Genomic DNA, 312 nt, shown 5'->3' with positions numbered 1-312 from the left:
ACAATGGTAGATTAGTCGCGCTCTTTTATGATGGTCTTGCTGCGCGTACCGTCATCATGTTCTTTGTTGATAGTCGTGGTGCGGTCGCTTGGCTCGTGTTCCTTGACCACCGTTTCACGCTCTCGCTCCCGGTAGCGATCGTGATCGCGGTCCTGACCGACGGTCACGCCAGCGCCACTCGGGCCGACACCAACGCCGACACCAACATCTTCCGCGAACGCAGGCGTGACGAGGGCAGTCATCATAGCGATCAACAACACCTGTTTCATCCCGCATCTCCTCTTCTTCCTGTTAAGGGAAGAGCAATCCAAC

At 56.1% G+C, this 312-nt stretch carries 1 protein-coding gene; it reads right to left on the bottom strand.

Annotated features, from left to right (window positions below; translation table 11 throughout):
* Window positions 1–11: 11 nt before the first annotated feature.
* Entirely contained in the window at window positions 12–269 is a 258-nt protein-coding gene (locus AC5ZG5_RS46545; RefSeq protein WP_130231836.1) for a hypothetical protein, read from the bottom strand.
* Window positions 270–312: the final 43 nt, after the last annotated feature.

The sequence above is a fragment of the Bradyrhizobium sp. Ses1 genome, from assembly GCF_059512365.1.
Note: the sequence above shows the minus strand (reverse complement) of the source record. Positions and strands in the feature narration are given on the sequence as shown.

Bases quoted from the DNA above. Each gene is read 5' to 3' on its own strand.
- AC5ZG5_RS46545 (WP_130231836.1), bottom strand. From the start codon at position 269: ATGAAACAGGTGTTGTTGATCGCTATGATGACTGCCCTCGTCACGCCT.